At 72.3% G+C, this 19,906-nt stretch carries 15 protein-coding genes and 1 pseudogene; 9 read left to right on the top strand and 7 right to left on the bottom strand.

Annotated elements, in window-relative coordinates; genetic code table 11:
* Window positions 1-35: 35 nt before the first annotated feature.
* A complete protein-coding gene (locus tag QA861_RS31200) occupies window positions 36-230 on the bottom strand; it encodes a hypothetical protein (RefSeq protein WP_006377407.1) in 195 nt (64 codons plus the stop codon).
* A gap of 236 nt (window positions 231-466) precedes the next feature.
* Between QA861_RS31200 and QA861_RS31195 the strand changes: the two genes are divergently transcribed.
* From QA861_RS31195 to QA861_RS31175, 5 genes and pseudogenes are all read left to right on the top strand, one after another.
* Window positions 467-859 carry an ankyrin repeat domain-containing protein gene (locus QA861_RS31195; protein ID WP_334592004.1) on the top strand — a complete coding sequence of 131 codons (393 nt, stop codon included), beginning with the start codon at window positions 467-469 and terminating at the stop codon, window positions 857-859.
* 301 nt (window positions 860-1,160) lie between these two features.
* The gene (locus tag QA861_RS31190; RefSeq protein WP_334592003.1) at window positions 1,161-2,591 is read left to right on the top strand and encodes a HEAT repeat domain-containing protein; all 1,431 of its coding nucleotides are present in this window, start codon (window positions 1,161-1,163) and stop codon (window positions 2,589-2,591) included.
* A gap of 128 nt (window positions 2,592-2,719) precedes the next feature.
* Window positions 2,720-3,844, top strand: a complete 1,125-nt coding sequence (locus QA861_RS31185) for a glycosyltransferase family 4 protein (protein WP_334592002.1) — start codon at window positions 2,720-2,722, stop codon at window positions 3,842-3,844.
* The gene (locus QA861_RS31180) at window positions 3,841-5,019 is read left to right on the top strand and encodes a glycosyltransferase (RefSeq protein ID WP_334592000.1); all 1,179 of its coding nucleotides are present in this window, start codon (window positions 3,841-3,843) and stop codon (window positions 5,017-5,019) included. Before QA861_RS31185 ends, QA861_RS31180 begins: the two co-directional genes overlap by 4 nt.
* A 64-nt stretch (window positions 5,020-5,083) precedes the next feature.
* Window positions 5,084-5,626, top strand: a pseudogene (locus QA861_RS31175) (SGNH/GDSL hydrolase family protein); the annotation flags it as partial.
* Here the strand turns inward: QA861_RS31175 and QA861_RS31170 are convergent.
* Genes QA861_RS31170 through QA861_RS31150 form a run of 5 tightly spaced genes read right to left on the bottom strand, consistent with a single transcriptional unit; the run spans window position 5,527 to window position 9,967 of the window.
* Window positions 5,527-6,396 carry a 5-oxoprolinase subunit C family protein gene (locus QA861_RS31170; protein WP_334591999.1) on the bottom strand — a complete coding sequence of 290 codons (870 nt, stop codon included), beginning with the start codon at window positions 6,394-6,396 and terminating at the stop codon, window positions 5,527-5,529. The pseudogene QA861_RS31175 and the gene QA861_RS31170 overlap by 100 nt on opposite strands.
* Complete coding sequence (gene pxpB / locus QA861_RS31165) at window positions 6,393-7,010, bottom strand: 5-oxoprolinase subunit PxpB (RefSeq protein WP_334594904.1); 618 nt, start codon at window positions 7,008-7,010, stop codon at window positions 6,393-6,395. The genes QA861_RS31170 and pxpB overlap by 4 nt, the downstream gene beginning before the upstream one ends.
* A 41-nt stretch (window positions 7,011-7,051) precedes the next feature.
* The gene (locus QA861_RS31160) at window positions 7,052-7,804 is read right to left on the bottom strand and encodes a LamB/YcsF family protein (RefSeq protein WP_334591998.1); all 753 of its coding nucleotides are present in this window, start codon (window positions 7,802-7,804) and stop codon (window positions 7,052-7,054) included.
* Between the two features lie 25 nt (window positions 7,805-7,829).
* Window positions 7,830-8,651 (bottom strand): putative hydro-lyase, encoded by an 822-nt coding sequence (locus tag QA861_RS31155; protein ID WP_334591997.1) that lies wholly within the window; start codon window positions 8,649-8,651, stop codon window positions 7,830-7,832.
* Window positions 8,648-9,967, bottom strand: coding sequence for an MFS transporter (locus tag QA861_RS31150; protein ID WP_334591996.1), 1,320 nt, complete (start codon window positions 9,965-9,967; stop codon window positions 8,648-8,650). The genes QA861_RS31155 and QA861_RS31150 overlap by 4 nt, the downstream gene beginning before the upstream one ends.
* Before the next feature lie 165 nt (window positions 9,968-10,132).
* On the opposite strand from QA861_RS31150, the gene QA861_RS31145 reads away from it, so the two are divergent.
* The 4 genes from QA861_RS31145 to QA861_RS31130 all read left to right on the top strand — a co-directional run bounded on the left by QA861_RS31145 (window position 10,133) and on the right by QA861_RS31130 (window position 18,268).
* Window positions 10,133-10,837 carry a GntR family transcriptional regulator gene (locus QA861_RS31145; protein WP_334591995.1) on the top strand — a complete coding sequence of 235 codons (705 nt, stop codon included), beginning with the start codon at window positions 10,133-10,135 and terminating at the stop codon, window positions 10,835-10,837.
* 165 nt (window positions 10,838-11,002) lie between these two features.
* Window positions 11,003-12,529, top strand: a complete 1,527-nt coding sequence (locus tag QA861_RS31140) for a hypothetical protein (protein ID WP_334591994.1) — start codon at window positions 11,003-11,005, stop codon at window positions 12,527-12,529.
* Window positions 12,530-12,647: 118 nt separating this feature from the next.
* Window positions 12,648-13,517 carry a hypothetical protein gene (locus QA861_RS31135; RefSeq protein WP_334591993.1) on the top strand — a complete coding sequence of 290 codons (870 nt, stop codon included), beginning with the start codon at window positions 12,648-12,650 and terminating at the stop codon, window positions 13,515-13,517.
* 62 nt (window positions 13,518-13,579) lie between these two features.
* Window positions 13,580-18,268: a hypothetical protein gene (locus tag QA861_RS31130; RefSeq protein WP_334591992.1), complete on the top strand. Its 4,689-nt coding sequence runs from the start codon at window positions 13,580-13,582 to the stop codon at window positions 18,266-18,268.
* A 62-nt stretch (window positions 18,269-18,330) separates the two neighbouring features.
* On the opposite strand, the gene QA861_RS31125 is transcribed toward QA861_RS31130, so the two are convergent.
* Entirely contained in the window at window positions 18,331-19,881 is a 1,551-nt protein-coding gene (locus QA861_RS31125; protein ID WP_334594903.1) for a GMC family oxidoreductase, read from the bottom strand.
* Window positions 19,882-19,906 lie beyond the last annotated feature (25 nt).

Raw genomic sequence — 19,906 nt, 5'->3', positions numbered from 1 at the left:
TGTCTCCTTGGAGGTGCGTGCGGTCGGGACGGGCGTCAGAACTTGATTCCGCCGAGCAGGCTCGCCAGGCTCTCGCCGCCGGCCTTGATGCTCGGTGCGATGGCTGTGCTCGCGAGGTAGAAGCCGAACAGCGCGGCGACGAAGGCGTGCGACCCCTTGAGGCCGTCCTTCTTGAAGAAGAGGAAGACGATGATGCCGAGCAGAACGACGCCTGACATGGAGAGGATCATGAGGATCTCCTGGTGTGGTGGGGACAGTCACCATGAGTTCTTCCAGGATCACAGCATGTATCCATACGATAAAAGGTGCAATTGGGTGAATTTCGGCGTATTTCACTCCACTGGTGTACCTGTTCGGTGTCATTTGGGCGGGCTGATCTTTGCTGCTCAGGAGTCGGGTCTTGCGCCTGTTAAGCCAGTACTCTGGCGATTCACCCGTACGGTTGTAACGAGAGGCGGTCCGGTCGATGAGTGAAGCCCCCGACCCCGAGGTCGTGGAGCTGGCGACCAAGATCTTCGATCTGGCGCGGCAGGGGCAGACCGAGGCACTCGTGGCGTACGTCGACGCGGGCGTTCCGGCCGACCTCACCAACGACCGAGGCGACTCCCTGGTGATGCTCGCCGCCTACCACGGCCACGCCGAGGCGGTCCGGGCGCTCCTCGCGCGCGGTGCCGACGGGGACCGGATCAACGACCGTGGCCAGACGCCGCTCGCAGGCGCCGTTTTCAAGGGTGCGCAGGACGTGATCCAGGCGCTCCTGGAGAGTGGCGCCGACCCGGAAGCGGGCATGCCGTCGGCTCTCGACACCGCCCGGATGTTCGGCAAGACGGAACTGCTGGAGGTGTTCGGCGCGCACTGAGCCGTACGCACTGACCAGCTAGGACAAGGAAAACGGGGGAGGCGGAACGGGGCCGCCGGAAATACGGTCGCGGCAGCTTGAACAGCCGGGTCATCATGACGTCGTGATTCATGGACGTGATGGCCGGGCAGATGTTGCCGCACCGCGCGGGCCGTGATGCGGTCCGCATGGGCCCACCTACGAGAGGCAGAGGAAGATGGTCTACAGCAAGCAGGAAACGGCGGGCGCCCCGACGTGTTGTCACGCGGCCAGGTAAAGCAGGATCCCGGTTGCGTCGACGCTTGATGTGAGGCTGTTTCCCATGTTCGATCCGGTCATAGCGCCCAGCGGTACGCTGCTCGGCCTGCTCCAGAGGGGCCGCGGCGACGGCACGCTGCACGCACTCACCGCACCGCGGGCCGAGGCGCTCGCGGCACTGAACCAATGCGTGCTCCGCGACCCCCGCCACGACTGGCAGGTGGAGAACCGCTCCCTCTACTACGCCCGTCTCTATGTCGACCTCCACGGTGAGCTCGACGAGATCGAGGCCCATCTCTTCGACGCCGAGGACATCCTCGACACCGACGAGTCACGCACCGGGCTCGCCCTCGCGGTCCTCGGGCACCTCGCCTCCTACGGCAGGCGGGACGCGCTCGAACTGCTGCGCGGGTACGCCGCCACCGGCACCAGCTGGGCCTGGGCGCTGGACGAGCTGGCACTCAGGGACGACGACGCGGGGCTGCGCGCCCTCGCCGCCCCCGTGCTGGCCCGCTTCGGCACCGACCCGGAGGGCGAGGCGGAACTCGCCGCCGCCGTGCGGGACGCCTTCGAACCCCGGCCCTGGCGGCTGTGGGCCGAGGACTCACGCGAATCGATCTCCGCGCGGGTGCGTGCCGCCCAGGAAACCGGCTGTTTCGACCGCTGGCAACGCCAGATGCGACCCTCCGGGCCTCGCCCGGGCTGGAGCGTGCAGGCCGTCTTCGAGTGGGCCCAGCAGGGCCTCGACCGAGGTGCAGTCCTGCATGTGCCCGCCGCGCGCTGTCTGACGGCTGTGGCAGGTCCGGAGGACCGGCCCCAGATCGTGGAGGCGGCCCGCAGCGGTGGCGACGGCGCCCGCTGTACGGCCCTGCGCTATCTCGCGGACAGCAATGATCCCGATGCCCTCGACCTGGTCGAGGGCGCGGTCGCCGACGGCACGACGGCTGTCGTGGAGGCCGCCGTCGACGCATTCGAACGTATGCGCAGTATCGCCGCCGTCGACCGCGCGCGCGGGTGGGTCCACCGACCCGACCCCCTGGGCGCCGCCGCCGGACGGATGCTCGCCTGCCTGGGAGCCACCCGGGACAGCGACCTCGTCCTCGGCGCACTGCGGGAGGCCGTACGGGGCGAAGGACCCGACGCGCCGACCCTGTGGACCCTCGTGGACGGCACGGGACGGCTCGGCATCGTCTGCGCCGCCCCCGTACTGCGCCACATCTACCGCGAGACCGCCTCCTCCCATCTGCGCGGTCGGGCCGCCCGGGCCCTCGCCGCCACCGACCCCTCCTTCGCCGCCGGATTCGCCGTCGAATGCCTGTGGGACTGCGAGGAGACCACCCGAGAGGTCGCCGCCCGGCACGCCGAGACCGGTGACGCCAGGGTCGTCGAACAACTGCGCAGACTCGCCGCCGACCCGGCCGAGGAGGCCGAGGTCCAGACCGCGGTGAGAAGCCGTATCGGGCCCGATTCCACCCGCCATGTGAACGGGGGATGACCCGGGGATCAGGAGCGTGTGGACGCGCGCCGACCCGGGAGGGGCCGGTGCGCAACGCTCATGGGACGTTCCCCGTACGGAAAGATCGACGTTGACGCGAGCACGTCCGGTACGGCGACAACCTCCCTATGCGTGTCGTCATCGTGACCGAATCCTTTCCCCCCGATGTGAACGGCGTGGCCCACTGCGCGCTCCAGACCGCCCGGCACCTCGTCGACAGCGGTCACGTTCCCCTCGTCGTCGCCCCGGCCACCGCCGCCGGGGCCGGGTCCGACGCCTCGGCGCCGTGCCCCGTCGTCCGAGTCCCCTCCCTCCCGCTCCCGGGCTATCCCCAGGTCCGCGTCGCCCTCCCCAGCCGACGCGTCGCCGCCGCGATCACCGAGCACCGCGCGGACATCGTCCACCTGGCCAGCCCCTTCGTCCTCGGCGTACGCGGCATGGCCGCCGCCGCCCGGCTCGGTATCCCCGCCGTGGCCGTCTACCAGACCGACCTGGCCGGATACGCCCGCACGTACGTCCACGCGGGCGAGGCGGCCGCCTGGCGGCGCATCCGCTCCGTCCACGCCTCCGCCGACCTCACCCTCGCTCCCTCCAGCGCCGCCCTGCACGACCTGGAGTCGCACGGCGTGCCCCGGGTGAAGCTGTGGCAGCGCGGGGTGGACACCGTGCGCTTCCGCCCCGAACTCCGGGACGAGGCCATCCGCCGTGAACTCGCCCCCAATGGTGAGCTGATCGTCGGCTACGTCGGCCGGCTCGCCCCCGAGAAGCAGGTCGAACTCCTCGCCGGGGTCTGCGGGCTGGACGGCGTGCGGGTCGTCGTCGTGGGCGACGGACCCAGCGAGCCGGCCCTGCGCGAGCAACTGCCCGGCGCGGTCTTCCTGGGACGCCGGACCGGCGACGAACTCGCCCGGATCTTCGCCTCGCTGGACGTGTTCGCGCACACCGGCCCGTTCGAGACCTTCTGCCAGACGGTGCAGGAGGCCATGGCGAGCGGTGTGCCCGTCGTCGCGCCCGCCGCGGGCGGACCGCTGGACCTGGTCGCCCATGGGCGCACCGGTCTGCTGGTCCCGCCGCGCGACGCGGCCGCCGTCCGGGACGCGGTGTGGTCCCTGGCCCGTGACCCGGACCTGCGGGCCGCCTACGGCGCCGTCGCGAGGGCGACGGTCGAGGGCCGTACCTGGGCGGCTGTCGGCGACCAACTCGTCGGGCACTACGCCGACATCCTCAGCGCGCGGACGGCGGTGGCCGCGTGAACGGCGAGACACCGCGCGGGGCGAGCGGACCGCTGCGTATCGTCCGGCTGGCGAACTTCGTCGCCCCGTCCTCGGGCGGGCTGCGCACCGCGCTGCGCGAACTGGGCGCCGGATACCGGGCCGCAGGCCACGAACCCGTCCTGATCGTGCCCGGTGAGCGGGCGACCGACAGCGACACCGAACAGGGGCGCGTGATCACCCTGCCCGGCCCGCTGCTGCCCGGCACCGGTGGCTACCGCGTCCTCACCGACAGGCGGCGCGTCGCCGCCCTCCTGGAGGAACTCGCGCCGGACCGCCTGGAGGTGTCCGACCGCACGACCCTCAGATGGACCGGCAAGTGGGCGCGCCGGGCCCGCGTCCCCGCGGTGATGGTCTCCCACGAGACCGCCGACGGCGTCCTGCGCACCTGGGGCCTGCCGGAGAACCTCTCCCGGCGCACCGCCGACACCCTCAACGCCCGTACCGCGCACACCTACGCGCGCGTGGTGTGCACCACGGAGTTCGCCGAGCGGGAGTTCGTACGGATCGGGGCGCGCAACGTCGTACGGGCTCCCCTGGGCGTCGACCTGGTGCGACGGCATCCGTCACTGCGTGACCCGGCGGTGCGGGCCACGCACGCGCGCGAGGACGAACTGCTCCTGGTGATGTGCTCCCGGCTGTCCGTCGAGAAACGGCCCGGCACGGCCCTGGACGCGCTGCGGGCGCTGCTGCGGCGCGGGCGGCGGGCGAGGCTGGTGGTCGCCGGGGACGGGCCCCTGCGGGCCCGTCTGGAGCAGCGGGCGCGGGACCGCGGACTGCCGGTCACTTTCCTCGGGCACGTCGCCGACCGGGCACTGCTGGGCGCACTCCAGGCGTCCGCCGACGTGTGCCTGGCACCCGGGCCCGCCGAGACGTTCGGACTCGCCGCGCTGGAGGCGATGGCCTGCGGTACTCCCGTGGTCGTCAGCGCCTCCTCCGCGCTGCCCGAGGTGATCGGGTCCGCCGGGGCCGTCGCGGCAGACGACGGAGAGGCCTTCGCGGACGCGATACGGCTGCTGCTGGGGCGGCCCGAGCGCGAGCGCCGGGAGACCGCACGCGCGCGGGCGGAGTGTTTCGGCTGGTCGACAGCGGTCGAGGCGTTCCTCGCGGCGCACGACGCGCCCGTGCGGCCCGTCGTACCGGAGGGTGTCGGATGAGACCGCTGCGGTTGGTGGCGCTCGGCGACTCGCTGACCGAGGGTGAACGACACCCTGCGCCGACATTCACGCGCTTTCCGAGCGCTACGGGGCGGGGTATGTGCACGCCGCCGAGGGTGAGTGGCTCGGCGGGCGTGAGATGTGGAGCTCGGACCGGCTGCACCCCGGCGAGCAGGGGCACCGGCAGCTCGCGGTCCGCTTCCACGCGCTGCTCACGGAGGCGGGCGTCACGGGCGGTGCGGGTCCGTCGGCCGCGCCGGAACAACCCGCGCCAACCCGGTCGGCCAACCTGCGCCGGCTGGGCACCGCGGGGACGGGCTGGGTGGCGCGGCGGTGCACCGACCTGCTGCCGCAACTCCTCCGGCTCGCCGCCCAGGAGGTCCGCCACCGTGCGCGGGGTACCAGCGCCCGCCTCGACCTGGGGGCCTCCCACGCCGTGGCGGCGGCCCTGGGGGCCTTGTCGGTGGCGGAGCACCGGGCCCGAACCGGAGGCGGCGTAGGGGCGGCTCAGCGTCGGCGTACGGGCACGAACCTCACCTGGGTACCCGGCGCCGCCTGGGCGGCTGCGGGCAGGTCGGCGGTGCGTACGACGGCGATCACCGGATAGCCGCCGGTGGTCGGATGGTCGGCGAGAAACACCACCGGCCTGCCGTCCGGGGGCACCTGGACCGCGCCCAGGACCATGCCCTCACTGGGGAGTTCGCCGGAGACGGCCCGCTCCAGGGCGGGCCCTTCCGTGCGCAGCCCGATGCGGTTGCTCGCGGAGGACACCCGGTACGTGGACGTGGTGAAGGCCCGTAGTGCGGTTGGCGTGAACCAGTCGTCGCGTGGCCCGACGGTCACCCTGAACACGAGTTCGGCCGGGGGTGCGGGCTGCGGAACGACGTCCACGCGCGCGTGCCCGCCGATCGCAGGCCCCAGGGGCAGCACCGCGCCGTCCGTCAGCGGCGGCGGACCCAGCCCGGACAACAGGTCGGTGGAGCGGCTGCCGAGCACCCGCTCGACGGCGACTCCGCCGGAGACGGCCACGTAGGCCCGTACGCCGGACAGGGCCGTCCCGATGTCCAGCAGCGCGCCGGCGGGCACCCGCACCGGAGCGCCCCAGGCGGCCGGGCGGCCGTTGACCGTGACCGGGCAGGGGGCGCCGCCGACCGCGACGGTGACCGGGCAACGGGGGCGCAGGGTGCAGCCGTTGAGGGTGGTCTCCAGGACGGCCGCCTTGGACGGGTTGCCGACCAGCCGGTTGACGAGCGCGGCCGTGGGCGCGTCCAGGGCCCCGGAGCGGGGCACCCCGAGATGGGCGTGACCGGGACGCCCGAGGTCCTGCACGGTGGTCAGCGCCCCGGCCCGTACGACGAAGAGCGCACGATCCGTCATCGGCGGTCCACCGGGACGAAACGGACCCGGGTGCCCGGCGACAGCAGTGCGGCCGGCACGCGCGTGTGGTCCCACAGGACCGCGTCCGTCGTACCGATCAGCTGCCAGCCGCCCGGCGACGCACGCGGGTACACGCCCGTGTACGGCCCCGCCAGCCCGACGGAGCCGGCCGGGACGGACGTCCGGGGGGTGGCCCGGCGCGGAACGTCGTAGCGTGCCGGGAGACCGGTGAGGTAGCCGAATCCGGGCGCGAAGCCGCAGAAGGCGACCCGGAACTCGGTGCCCGCGTGAATGCGTGCCACCGCTTCCTCGGACACGCCCCAGAGGGAGGCGACGTCGGCGAGGTCCGGGCCGTCGTAGCGGACCGGGAGTTCGATGACGCTCCCGGTGCGGGGGAGCGTCGGGGGTACGTCGGAGGCGGTCAGCTCGGAGGCCAGCCGGGCGGGGTCGGTGAGGCCGTCTAGGAGGACCGTCCGCGCGGCGGGGACGATCTCCCGTACGGACAGCGTGCCCTCCGCGCGCCGGCGCAGCAGTTCCGCGTGCAGGGCCTGGGCCTGGTCACCGGAGGAGACCTCGATCAGCAGCGCGTCGTCGCCGACGGGCAACGCCCTCATGCCGCTCGTGCCGTTCAAGGCGCTCGTCCCGTTCGTCCCGCTCATGTGAAGGCCTCCACGCGGACGCCGGAGGCCTCAAGGCGCTCGCGGACCCGGCGGGCCAGGTCCACCGCGCCGGGCGTGTCGCCGTGGACGCACAGGGAGCGGGCGCGGATCGCCAGGGGTGTTCCGGAGTGCGAGGCGACCACGCCGGTCCGGGCGAGGGTCACGGAGCGGGCCACGACGGCCTCCGGGTCGGTCACCAGTGCCCCGTCCTGGCCGCGCGGCACCAGAGTGGCCTCCTCGGTGTACGCGCGGTCGGCGAACGCCTCGGGGACGGTGGGAAGGCCCGCCGCCTCGGCCAGCGCCAGCAGGCGCGAGCCCGGCAGACCGAGCACCGGCAGGCCCCTGCCGGCGAGGAGCACTCCGTCGATCACCGCCCTGGCCTGTTCCTCGTCGTGCACGGCCCGGTTGTAGAGAGCGCCGTGCGGTTTGACGTACGACACGCGTGCGCCCGCCGCGCGCGCGAAGACCTCCAGGGCGCCGATCTGGTAGGCCACCTCGGCCGTCAGTTCGTCGGGCGGCACGTCCATCGCGCGCCGCCCGAACCCCGCGAGGTCGCGGTAGGAGACCTGGGCGCCGATCCGTACGCCGCGCTCGGCCGCCAGTTCGCACACCCGCCGCATGGTGGGCGGGTCCCCGGCGTGGAAGCCGCAGGCCACGTTGGCGCTGGTGACGACGGACAGCAGCTGTTCGTCGTCGGTCAGCCGCCAGCGGCCGAAGCCCTCGCCGAGGTCGGCGTTGAGGTCGATCATCTTCCGGACTCCTGTCACGCTCCGGTCAGGCGACGCGGTACTGCTCGTCGCGGGTGTCGGTGAGGAACATCTGGCCCGGCGCGTGCGTGATGGCGAAGGGCGGCCGGGACGCCATCACCGCGGCCTGCGGGGTCACCCCGCAGGCCCAGAACACCGGGATGTCGTCCGGCGCGAGGTCCACTGGATCGCCGAAGTCGGGACGGCCGAGGTCGTCGATGCCGAGCCCGGACGGATCGCCGCAGTGTACGGGGCTGCCGTGCACCGCCGGGAGCAGGCTGCTCTCCCGGATCGCGGCCGCCAGGTGCTGCGGCGGCACCGGACGCATGGACACCACCATGGGGCCGTGCAGCCGCCCGGCGGGACGGCACTGACGGCCGGTCACGTACATCGGGACGTTGCGGCCCTGCTCGATGTGCCGGATCGGGACGCCCGCCCCGGCGAGCGCCCACTCGAAGGTGAAGCTGCACCCGATGAGGAACGTCACGAGATCCTCGCGCCAGTGGGCGAGCACGTCCGTGGGCTCCCCCACCAGTTCGCCGTCCCGCCAGACCCGGTAGCGCGGCAGGTCGGTGCGCAGGTCCGCGCCCTCGGCGAGGACGGTGGTCCACGAGCCGGCGTCCGTGACGTCCAGGACCGGGCAGGGCTTCTGGTTGCGCTGGCAGAACAGCAGCATGTCGTACGCCCAGTCGGCGGGCACCGAGATCAGGTTGGCCTGGGTGTGGCCGGCCGCGACGCCTGCCGTGGGACCCGTGAGGCCCGCGCGAAACCGGGCTCGCGCGGATTTCGGGCTCCACGCGTGCGCGTGCTCGTCGACGAGGGACAGGGGGCGGTCTTCCGTACGGTTCACCGCAGTTCCTTTCCGAGGGTCTCCGGCAGCCCGAGCAGTGCCAGGGCCGCGATGCCGTATCCGACGGCGCCGAAGACCAGCGCACCGCCCACGCCCCAACTGTCGGCCAGGAAGCCGACGGTGGTGGGGAAGACGGCGCCGACGGCCCGGCCCGTGTTGTATGTGAAGCCCTGCCCGGTGCCCCGTACAGCGGTCGGGTACAGCTCGCTCAGATAGGAGCCGAAGCCGCTGAAGATCGCCGACATACAGAATCCGAGCGGGAAACCGAGCACCAGGAGGAGGGTGTTGGAGCCGTTGGGGATGTTGGCGTAGGCGAGGATGCACAGCGCCGAGAGGACCGCGAACAGCCAGATGTTGCGCTTGCGGCCGATCCGGTCGGTGAGGTACCCGCCGGTCAGATAGCCGATGAAGGCGCCGGAGATCAGGAACGTGAGATACGTGCCGGTGCCGACGACCGACAGTCCCCGTTCGGTCTTCAGATAGGTGGGGACCCAGGTCGCGAGGGTGTAGTAGCCGCCCTGGACGCCGGTGGACAGCAGAGCCGCGAAGACCGTGATGCGCAGCAGGCCGGGGGACTCGGCGGTGCCGGGCCGGAAGATCTCCGTGAACGAGCCCTTCTTGGGGTTCTTCTCGCGCTCGGCGACCGCCCGCGGAGCGTCGTGCACCGAGCGTCGCACCCAGATGACCAGCAGCGCGGGCAGAGCGCCGGTCCAGAACATCACGCGCCAGGCCAGGTCGTCGTCGAGGAACGAGAAGACCATGGTGTAGACGATCACTGCGAGGCCCCAGCCCACGGCCCAGGAACTCTGGATCGCGCCGAGCGTACGGCCGCGGTGCTTCGGGCTCGCGTACTCGGCCACCAGGATCGCGCCGACGGCCCATTCACCGCCGAAACCGAGGCCCTGGAGGGCGCGGAACACCAGCAGCGTCTCGTAGTTGGGCGCGAAGCCGCAGGCGACGGTGAAGACCGCGTACGTGATCACCGTGATCATCAGGGCCTTGACCCGGCCGATCCGGTCCGCGAGCACGCCCGCGCCGGCGCCGCCTATGGCGGAGACGACCAGGGTGACGGTGGTGAACAGCCCGGTCTGGCCTTTGTCCAGGCCGAAGTACGCGGACAGCGCCACCATGCTCAGAGGCAGCGTGAAGTAGTCGTACGAGTCCAGGGCATAGCCGCCGAACGCGCCGCCGAAGGCGCGGCGGCCGCGCGGGCCCAGTGCCCGCAGCCAGGCGAACGCGCCTTCGTCGACGGCGGTCTCATGCGCTCCGGGGTGGACGTCGCCGGTCAGGGCCCGCGGTGGAGGGGTCGTGCTCATGTGCACCTCGCAGATGAGGGACGGAGGGTGCTTCCGGAATGAGCTGTGTCGAAGCGGTCGGCGCCGTGGGATCCGATGGCGTCTGTTCAGCAAGGTAGAGGATCGTTGAACGATCCTTCAATACCCGTGTTGTTTCGTTCTCGTATCTACGATTGAATTCCGGGCATGGCAGAGCAGTTGACGGGACTGGCCGACGACCGCGCGCTCCTCGGGCGCACCAGCACCGCCGAGCGGGTGTCGGACATCCTCAGGAGCCGCATCGCCGACGGGTACTTCCCGCCCGGGACCCGGCTCTCCGAGGACAGCATCGGCGGGGCCCTCGGCGTCTCCCGCAACACGCTTCGTGAGGCGTTCCGCCTGCTCACGCACGAGCGCCTGCTGATCCACGAGCTCAACAGGGGCGTCTTCGTACGGGTCCTCGCGGTCGAGGACGTCGAGGACATCTACCGCACCCGCGCCCTCGTCGAGTGCGCCGTGGTCCGCGGTCTCGGGGAGCCGCCGTACGCCCTGGAGAACCTCGCCGCGGCCGTCGAGGAGGGGCAGGGGGCGGTGCGCGACGGTGACTGGAAAAGGCTGGGCACGGCCAACATCCACTTCCACGGCGAACTCGTCGCGCTGGCCGGCAGCGCCCGCACCGACGAACTGATGCGCAGCGTCTTCGCCGAACTGCGCCTCGCCTTCCACGTCGTGGACGATCCGCGTCGCCTGCACGAGCCCTATCTCGCCCGCAACCAGCAGATACTGCGGGCGCTCGAACGAGGCAACAGGGCCGAGGCCGAGGAGCTGCTCGCGGTGTATCTCGCCGACTCGCTGGAGCGGGTGGTGGACGTCTACCGGCGCAGGGTGGGCGAGGACGAAACCCTCCGCTGAGGGACGAGGCCTCCGGCAGTTCGGCTCCGCCGCGCGGACGCGGCCGGCTCCCAACCTGCCACGACCGGCCCGTGGACGACCGGTGACCGGTGGCCCGCGTCCGGCCGCCGGCGCCGATCCGCGTCGTTTGGGGAGTTGTCAGACCGAGGACCTAGTCTGGGCACCGTGACTTCGCCTGCATCGACGGACAGCGTTCCGCCCCAGCTCAGCGCGGGGCCGCGGCCCGCTCCGGGCCCGGCCGCCGACGAGGGACTGGCGCGGCGCCTGCGCGCGCTCGCCTGCACCGCCCCGCTCCACGACCTGGACGCGCGCAAGGCGAATCTCGCGGGCGAGTACTCGGTGTACGGCATGGCGGAGGTGGCCCTCGCGGCCATCGACCTGGTCACCCTCAACATGGACTTCGACACGGGCGCCGACCACGATCAGATCGTCGCCCGCCTCATCCCGCGCATCGCCGCCCAAGCCCCGCGGCGGCCCGTCAGCGAACACGAGCGCGTCGCCCGCTGGGTGCTGGAGAACCTCATCAACGTCGGCAGCGTCGACCGCGGCTTCCGGGCCGTGTACGGCACGTTCGCGCCGGACGGCACGTATGTACGCCGTGACTACGACTTCAAGCTGATCGAAGAGGTCCCGGGGTACGGCGGAAGCGTCTACCTCCGTACGACGGACGAGGCCGTCAACGTACTCGTCGGCGCCCTCGACACCGATGTCACCAGCGCCCAGATCGCCGCGGAGGTCAAGCTGGAGGTGCTGATCAGCCGGGGCCGGCTGGCCGACGCCCAGCTCGCCGCGGAGCAGGCCCGCTACCGCACCGTGCAGTACTCCGAGATCCTGCGCAGGGCGCTGGACGCGACCCGGCGCAACGTGCGCGCGGTGGACTGGCTCCAGACGGTCCCCGACATGATCGCCGAGGCGCTCGACCACGTCGCCGACCGGTACCGCCACGAGAACGCGATCCTGACCAACATCCGCAAGGCCCGTGACGAGTCCGAGGACCCGGAGCAGAAGCGGCGGGCCGCCGAACTCGTCGACATCGTGAAGGACTGCATCCGGCGGCACACGCTTCTCCAGTCCCGCCTCCTTGAGGCGGGACCGCTGTTCCGCGCCGAACAGGACCGGCAGGCCTTCGCGACCCCGATGACGTCCTCGGGGATAGATCTGTACGGCCATCTGGTCGCCCCTGTCCTGCCGTTGCCCCTGGAAGCAGCGGTGCGGGTCACGGACGCGTTCTTCGCGCGCGGGACGGGGCTTCGTACGCCGGTGTCGGTCCGGGTCGGCGACCTCGTGGACATACTGCTGACGCCGCCACTGGAGCGGGAGCACCTCGGGGCCGAGATGCCGGAGCCGGATCTGATCGCCACGCCGTACGACAGCCGGTTCAGCGAGGAACAGCTGGCGGCGGCCATGGAGTTGCTGGATCTGCCCGCGGACGCGCCTCGGAGGCTGTCGGGGCTGCTCGCCGAGGCGCGTCTCCGGGACGCGGAACTCCCTTATCTGGTGGCGCTGTTGGCTGTTCACGCGGCCAGTCCGCCGGTCGGGACGGCCTATCGGCAGGGTGAGAGGAAGTTGTTGTTCGCCGTCGATGACGGGACGGAGCTGGACGACCCGGAGTTCGGGGGCGCCGATCTGATCGTCGGGATGGCGTTGCTGGATGTGGTGGGGATGGCCGCGGGGCGTAAGGAGGCGGCGTGATGATGTGCGGTTTGTTCGTCGGCTCGCGGCCGGTGGGGGCTTGTCGCGCGGTTCCCCGCGCCCCTGTAGGGGCACTTGACCACACCCCCGTCCACCTGAACCGTAGGGAGTCCCAGCTGTGAACGAGCACGTCGACCGGAGTGAGCCGGAGGCCGTCGCTGCCGTCATCACTCCTGGCGATGCCGCTGATGCCGCGCGGCTGGTCGCCTTCGGGCTTCAGCCCAAGCTGCAGGCCGCCCGGGACCAGGAGTACGCCGAGTTGTTGCGTCGGTACCGCGAGGACTCGGCCTTCGCCCGGCTCGCCGACGCCGTGGCCGCCGGGCTGGGACTGGTGGTGCTGGAGGTGTCCCCGCGCGCGGGGATGGCGGTGACCGCCGCCGAGGACTCCTTGTTCGCCGTTCGGATGGGGGACTACGCCCGCCGTACCTCCGCCGACGGGTCGGACCGGTTCCTGCACGGGCTCGCGCACCTCGCCGTGGCCGCCATGGCGTTTCCGCGGCCCGAGGACCTCGCCGACGACGGCTACATCGGGCGTGTCACCGTAAACGGCGTCGAGGCCTTCGTACGGCAGGCCTGCCGGCGACTGGAGGAGCGGGCCGAGGCGCAGGGCGAGATCACCGACCCGGTCAGCGACGCCCCGGGACTCGAAGCAGCCTGGCGGATCTGGATAAGGCGCAGCGCCACGGGGGCCACCAAGGACGCGCGGAGACCGGCCGGTTCGACCACCGGCATCGTCGGCAAGGCCGTCGTCTTCCTCACCGACTCCGGCTTCCTCCAGCGCACGGGTGACGACAACGGCGGTACGTATCGCACGACGGCCCGCTATCAGCTCCAGGTCCGGGACATGGCCGGCAACGCCGCCATGGCCGAGCTGCTGGAGCTGGGCGTCGTGCCGGTCACCGACGGGACACCGACGCTGCTGCCCGCCGAGGACTCCGACGACCTGGAGCTGGTGGCCGACGCCGGACTGCCGTTCCACCACTCCTGACCGCCACTCCGACGGCCTTCACCCCCAACCCGACTACTCCCTTACGACTACGAGAGTCCGCCATGTACGAGCTGTCCCGGGTCCGCCTCTACTCCATCGGTCCCGCCGGTGCGCGCTACGCCGACACCGTGCTTGACCTGCGGGGTGTCGGCGCGCCGGTGCCCGACCCCGCGCCCACCCAGGCGGAGTTCTTCGAGGACGAGCCCGTCGGACCGCCGCGCCGGCCCGCGCCCGCCGGTGTGCTCTTCCTGGAGAACGGCGGCGGCAAGTCGGTACTCCTCAAGCTGATCTTCTCCGTGATGCTCCCCGGGCACCGCAACACCCTGGGTGGCGCCAGCTCCGGTGTGCTGCGGAAGTTCCTGCTCGCCGACGACTGCGGGCATGTCGTCCTGGAGTGGCAGCACACGCTCACCGGTGAGCTGGTGGTGGTCGGCAAGGCGAGCGAGTGGCGGGGCCGGCAGGTCTCCAACGACCCGCGGAAGTTCGCCGAGGCCTGGTACTCCTTCCGGCCCGGCCCGGGGCTGAGCCTCGACAACCTTCCCGTCGCCGAGTCCACCGCCGTACGGCCGCCGGTGGAGGGCGTATCCGGTGCCCAGGGGCGGCGCCGCACGATGAAGGGCTTCCGGGACGCGATCACCGAGGCGGGCAAGGCGTATCCGCATCTCGAAGTGCACTGGGAGGAGATCCACGACCGCTGGGTCGAGCATCTGGGGGAACTGGGTCTCGACCCCGAACTCTTCCGCTACCAGCGGGAGATGAACGCCGACGAGGGTGAGGCCGCCGGCCTCTTCGCGGTCAAGAAGGACTCCGACTTCACCGACCTGCTGCTGCGCGCGGTCACCGACACCCGGGACACGGACGGGCTTGCCGACCTGGTCGGAGGCTTCGGCAACAAGCTGGGGCGACGGTCCGAACTGATCGCCGAACGGGACTTCACCGCCGGGTCCGTCGACCTGCTCGGACGCATCGTCGAAGCGGCGGAAACACGGTCCCGCGCGCGGGACGTCCACGCCGGTGCGGAGCGCCGGACACGCACCCTGGCCCGGCGGCTTACCGCGCGGGGCGTCCAGGAACGGGTCAGGGCCGGGGATCTCGCCCAGCGGGTCACCGCCGCCGCCTACACCGTCACCCATTCCGAGGGCGCGCGGGAGCGCAGCGCGCTGATCGCCGCCGAACTCGCCTTCCGGCATGCTTCCCTGGCCCTCGCGGCGGCGGAGAAGACGGCAGCCGCGCAGAAGCGCGAACTCGCCGACGCGCGCACCATGCACTCCGCCTGGCAGGCCGCCGAGGTCGTCCTGCGGCACCGCGCCGCCGCCGATCGTTCCGCGCGTGTGGCCGTCGCGATCCGCGAGGCCGAACGGGACGCGGCCCCGGCGCTCGCCGCCCGCGCCAAGGCCGCCGTCGACCTCGTACGGGCGCTGCACTCGGCGGCGGAAGGTGCGGAGGCGCTCGCCAACGAGGAGGAGGAGCGGTCGGCCGCCCTCCAGGAGATCAGCGAGGTCGCCCACCGGGACTCGACCGGCGCGGCCACCGAGGCACAGCGCGCCCGCAGCGAGGTCGGGCATCTGCGGCAGCGGCTCAGTGAGGTCGAACAGGAGACCGCCGAGGCGGTGCGCGCGGGCTGGCTCGACGACAGTGCTCCCGACGCGGACCCGGCACGGGCCGCGCTCGCCGCCAGCGACGCCGAGAAGACAGCCGTCGCGGCCTGGGACACCTCCCGTGAGGCCTCCGGGCGGGCTTCCGAGCACGCGCGGGAGGCGGCGTCCGCCGAGTCCCGCGCGGAGCTGACGGCCGCCCGCGCGGCGGACGCCGCCACGGCGGCCGAGCGCGCGTACGACGCCGAGCGGCGCACCGCAGAGGCCCTGGCGGCGGAGGAACGGCTCGCCGACCTGCTGAGCCTGCCGTCCGCCGGCGGTAGGCAGCGGGGACGGGCCGCGGTGCCGCGCCAGCACGGCCCGGGTGAGGACAGCGGTGCCGAGAGTACGGCCGGGGACGATGGGAAGGGCGCTTCCCGTGCCGCCGCCGAAGGTCCTCTGACCCCTGAGGACCTGGACCGCTTCGCCGACGAACTCCATGAGCTGCTCGACGGCGGTGTCACCTCCGCCGAGCGGCAGCTCTTCGAGTTGCGGACCGCCGCCGCCGACGACGCCCGGATCCTCGGCGCGCTCGGTGACGGCGGGCTGCTGCCGGCCGGCCCCGATGTGCTCGCCACCGTCGAGTTCCTCGGCGAGCACGGCATCCCCGCGCTGCCCGGCTGGCGCTATCTCGCCCAGGCCGTCGACCCCGTCGACCACGCGCGCGTGCTGGCAGCCCGCCCCGAACTGGTCGACGGCGTCATCATCACCGACCCAGGCACACACGCGCGTGCCCGCGAGGCCCTCGCCGACGCGGCTCTGCTGCCCCGCTCGGCCGTGGCGGTCGGTACGGCAGCAGCCCTGCTCGCCCCCACCCCGGCCCCCGGACCGGGCGACGGCGACGTGTTCCTCGTACCGCCGAACCCGGCCATGCACGACGAACACGCCGCCGACGAGGAACGGCAGACGCTGCGGGCCAGGGCGGGTGAGCGCGAGGAGGAGATCCGCACACTCGCCGCGCGGCTCGGCAAGGACCGGGAACTGGGCGCGCGGCTCGCCTCCTGGCGTACGGGCTGTCCGGCCGGGCGGCTTGTCGAGCTGGCCCGTGCCGCGCAGGACGCGCGTGCCTTCGCCGAGGAGGCCGAGGCCGAGCTGGCCGAGGCGCGGACCGTGCGGGCCGAGGCCGACGAGGTGGCGAGCGAGGCGTCCCGAGTCCGGGACGAGCGGCAGGAGGCCGCCCAGCGGGCCCGGCGCGCCGCCGACGCGCTCGCCGGCCTGGCGTACCGGCTGCGTGAACGCGCCGGCTGGCAGGTCAAGGTGCGTGAACTGGCCGACGAGGCGGTGGAGTCGGAGGCCCGCGCCCAGGTCTGCTTGGAGCGTGCACGGTCCGCCGACGAGGACCGGCGCGCTGTCCAGCGCGCCGCCGACGACGCGCGCCGCACGGCCCGCGCCCTGCGCGCCGAGCGCGCTGAGATCGCGGGCGCCCCCGATGACCTGCCGGAAGCCGACGAGGACGCCGCGAAGTCGTCGCTGCCCGCCCTCCGCGAGGCCTACCGGGCCGCCTCCCAGCTGTACGAGAAGGTCGGCGTCGGGGCCGACCTGCGCGCGGAGCAGGCACGCTCCGAGAGCGACGAGAGCGCCGCCCGCGCGGACCTGGACCGACTGAGCAACAAGGTGCGTACGCGCGCCGAACAGCTGCTGCAGGTGCCCGAGGGGTCCGACGGACCGTCCCGGCAGGCCGCCTCCGCGCGGGCCGAGGAACTCGTGCAGCTCCTGGAGACCCGGGTGTCCACGGCCAGCGAGCAGCTCGGGCGGCTGCGCGGCGAGGCCGAGCGGCACGCGCCCGAGGACGGCGAGGCGCACACCGAGCTGGCCGAGGAACTCGTCCCGCGCGACGCCGAACACGCTCAGGTCCTGCTGCGCACCGCCACCGCCGAACTGGCCTCCCGTACCGAGGCGTTGGCCCAGGCCAGGGAGGCGCACGCCGAACTTCTCGACTCCAACCGGGCAGCCGAGGACGCGGCCTCAGGGTTCGACGAGATCGCCGCGATGCTCCGCGACCTGCTGCGCGAGCACACCTCGGACGATGAGCGGGAAGCCCCGGAGCCCTACCCCGGAAGCCCGGAGGAAGCCCGGCAGTCGGCCGCCGAGGCCCGCCGCTCCTTGCGCGGCTGCGCCGCCGACCTGTCCGCGGCCGAGGCCGCCGTCCGCGAGGCGAGCGACATCCTCGTACGGCATGCCAACTCCACGCGGTACGAGGCGGTGCGTACCCCCGCCCGCCAGCAGATCCGTGAACTGCCCGCGTCCGCGCTGCCCGAGCACGCGCAGAAGTGGGCGGACGCCTTCGCACCCCGACTCCGGGTCCTGACCGACGAGTTGGCGCAACTGGAGCGGAACCGGGACTCGATCGTGGACCGGCTGCGCGGGCTGGTGGAGTCGTCGCTGGCCACCCTGCGGTCCGCGCAGCGGCTGTCCCGGCTGCCCGAGGGGCTCGGCGAGTGGTCCGGGCAGGAGTTCCTGCGCATCCGGTTCGAGGAGCCCGACCAGGCGACCCTCACCGAGCGGCTCGGCGAGGTCGTCGACGACGCGACCCGGGCGGCCGTGAAGAAGAACTCCGACCTGCGCCGGGACGGAATGTCCCTCCTCCTGAGGGGAGTCGGCGCCGCCCTCCAGCCCAAGGGCATCGCCGTCGAGATCCTCAAGCCCGACGCCGTACTGCGCGCCGAACGCGTCCCCGTCGGGCAGATGGGCGACGTGTTCTCGGGCGGCCAGCTGCTCACCGCGGCCATCGCCCTGTACTGCACGATGGCCGCGCTGCGCAGCAACGACCGGGGCCGCGACAAGCACCGGCACGCCGGCACGCTGTTCCTCGACAACCCCATCGGGCGAGCCAACGCGACCTACCTGCTGGAGCTCCAGCGAGCCGTGTCCGACGCGCTCGGCGTCCAACTCCTGTACACCACCGGCCTGTTCGACACGACCGCGCTAGCCGAGTTCCCGCTCGTCATCCGCCTCCGCAACGACGCCGACCTCCGCGCGGGTCTGAAGTACATCAGCGTCGAGGAACACCTCCGACCGGGACTGCCGCAGCAGACCCAGGCCGGGGAGGGAGACGCGGTCCGCAGCGAAATCACGGCAACACGAATGTTCAAACGATCGACCACGTCAGCTACTTAGGGGCGCGGGGAACTGCGCGACCAGCCACGACGGCGCCGCAGTTCCCCCACGGCCCGCCCCCTCTACGCGTCCTGCTTCAAAAGGTCCGCACACTTCTCACCGATCATCATCGTCGTGATACACGGATTCACCGTCACCAGATCCGGCATCACCGACCCGTCGGCGACCCGCAACCCATCGACGCCCTTCACCCGCAGCCGCGCGTCCAGCGGCGCCGAGGCGTCGTCGTCCGCACCCATCTTCACGGTGCAGGCCGGGTGGTAGACGGTGTTGTGGGTCTTGTGGATGTAGTCCAGCAGCTCGTCGTCCGTCCGGACATCCGGCCCGGGGGCCAGTTCCGCCCCCGCCCAGCCGCTCAGCGCGGGCTGGGCGGCGATCCGTCGTGCCAGTTTCAGCCCGTACGTCATCACACGCGCGTCGTGCTCGTGCGTGAAGTACCGCGGATCGACCATCGGCTTGTCCCGGTAGTCGCGGGTACGCAGCCGCACCGTGCCGCGCGACTTCGCCCGGGTCACGTTGGGGGTGAGGCAGAACGCGTTCTCCGAGGTCGGATAGCCCCAACGCGCGGTGTTCATGTCGAACGGCACCGAACCGTAGTGGAACATCAGGTCGGGCCGGTCCAGGCCCGGTTCGGTGTCGTAGAAGATGCCCGCCTCCCACCACTGACTCGAAGTCGTGGTCATCGGCTGTGCGGCGTCCCACATGATGACGCCCTCGGGGTGGTCCTGCAGGTTCTCACCGACGCCGGCGGAGTCCACGACCACCTCGACGCCGACCTCGCGCAACTGCTCGGCCGGGCCGATACCGGACAGCATGAGCAGCTTCGGGGTGTCGATCGCCCCGCAGGACACGATGACCTCGCGGCGCGCCCGTACGGTCCTGGTGTGGATGAGATCCGGGTCGAGGTACTCGGCGCCCACGCACCGACGCCCCTCCAGCACGAGCTGCTTCGCCCGCACCCCCGTTCGTACCTCCAGGTTCGGCCGCCTGCCCATGACCGGATGGAGATAGGCGACGGAGGACGACTGACGGATGTTGTTCTCGTCGGAGTTGATCTGGAACCAGTTGGCCCCGCGGAGCACGGTGTTCCCGGTGTTGAAGGGCGTGGTGGGGATGCCCGCCTGTGCACACGCCTCCAGCAGGGCGGCGCCGCACGGGTCCTCGCTCTTCAGAGTACGGAGCGTCACCGGTCCGGTGCGGCCGTGGTGGTCGCCGGGGGCGTCGTTGGTCTCCAGGCGCCGGTAGAGCGGGAAGAGATCGGCCGCGCTCCAGCCCGTACAGCCCGCCGCCGCCCAGTCGTCGAGATCCTCCGCCGGGGCCCAGAAGGCGATGCAGGAGTTGTGGGAGGAGCAGCCGCCGAGCACCTTCGCTCGGGCGTGCCGCATGAAGCTGTTGCCGCTGGCCTGCGGTTCGACCGGGTAGTCCCAGTCGTAGCCGGACTCCAGCAGGCCCATCCAGCGTTCGAGTCTGAGGACGTCGTCGTCGCCGACATCGCTCGGGCCCGCTTCCAGCACGCACACCGTGACGGACGGGTCCTCCGAGAGGCGCGCGGCCACCACGTTGCCTGCGGTGCCACCGCCCACCACCACGTAGTCGAACTCGTCGGTGGTCATGAGTGATCGGTCCATGGGGGGTTGC

It is taken from the genome of Streptomyces sp. B21-083 (assembly GCF_036898825.1).
Classification (GTDB): domain Bacteria; phylum Actinomycetota; class Actinomycetes; order Streptomycetales; family Streptomycetaceae; genus Streptomyces.
Note: the sequence above shows the minus strand (reverse complement) of the source record. Positions and strands in the feature narration are given on the sequence as shown.